The sequence below is a fragment of the Virgibacillus carmonensis genome, assembly GCF_057836705.1.
Genome location: NZ_JBYQFJ010000136.1, coordinates 1 through 736 on the forward strand (window position 1 = coordinate 1; position 736 = coordinate 736).

General features: G+C 39.3%; 1 protein-coding gene. It reads right to left on the reverse strand.

Annotated elements, in window-relative coordinates:
* Positions 1-132: 132 nt before the first annotated feature.
* The coding region (gene coxB / locus AC3G7N_RS20940; RefSeq protein ID WP_489424087.1) for a cytochrome c oxidase subunit II at positions 133-736 on the reverse strand (604 nt) is incomplete at its 5' end.

Here is a 736-nt window from a genome sequence, read left to right on the forward strand (position 1 = left end):
TAATATAATTGTTAAAACCCATGCCGCTACTACATCTGAAGGAACAAACATGGTATCTTTAAAAAACGGTATTGTCATTGCTTACACCCTCTGCTTTTAAGATTAGGACATTACGTGTTTGAATGTATGTGGTTACTCTTTCAACCAATTTTCATATTCTTCATTTGATACGACCCTTGTTGTAAATTGCATTTTGGTATGCTGGACGCCGCAGAACTCCGCACACTTCCCCTCATATGTGCCCTCTTTGGGGTTTTTTAATTTGTACAATAACTCCTTACCTGGTAATACATCTGTTTTCCCGCCCAGTTGCGGAATCCAAAATGAATGGATGACATCCTTGGAGATTAAGTGGAATACGATTGTTTTGTTGGCAGGTATGACTAATTTATTTGTCGTTTCCTTGCCATTTTCGTACTCAAATGTCCAAAAGAACTGTTGTCCAGTCACATTCACATGTACTGCCTGTTCTGCCTCTTCACTAGACGACAGCACCGGTGACTGGTCATATGTAATCGCTACCGTTGGAACTGCAAGAACGACAAGCAACAAAATCGCTAATGTCGTCCACGTTATTTCAAGTTTCTTATTTCCTTTGACATCTTTTGGAAGTGTATGTTTATTTTGATCCGTCTCTCTGTACTTCCACACAAATCTTGCAAACAAAACAAATACGACCACTAATACAATCATCATCAGCCCAAAACTGAACCAGATTAAAAATGCTTGGTCCTGC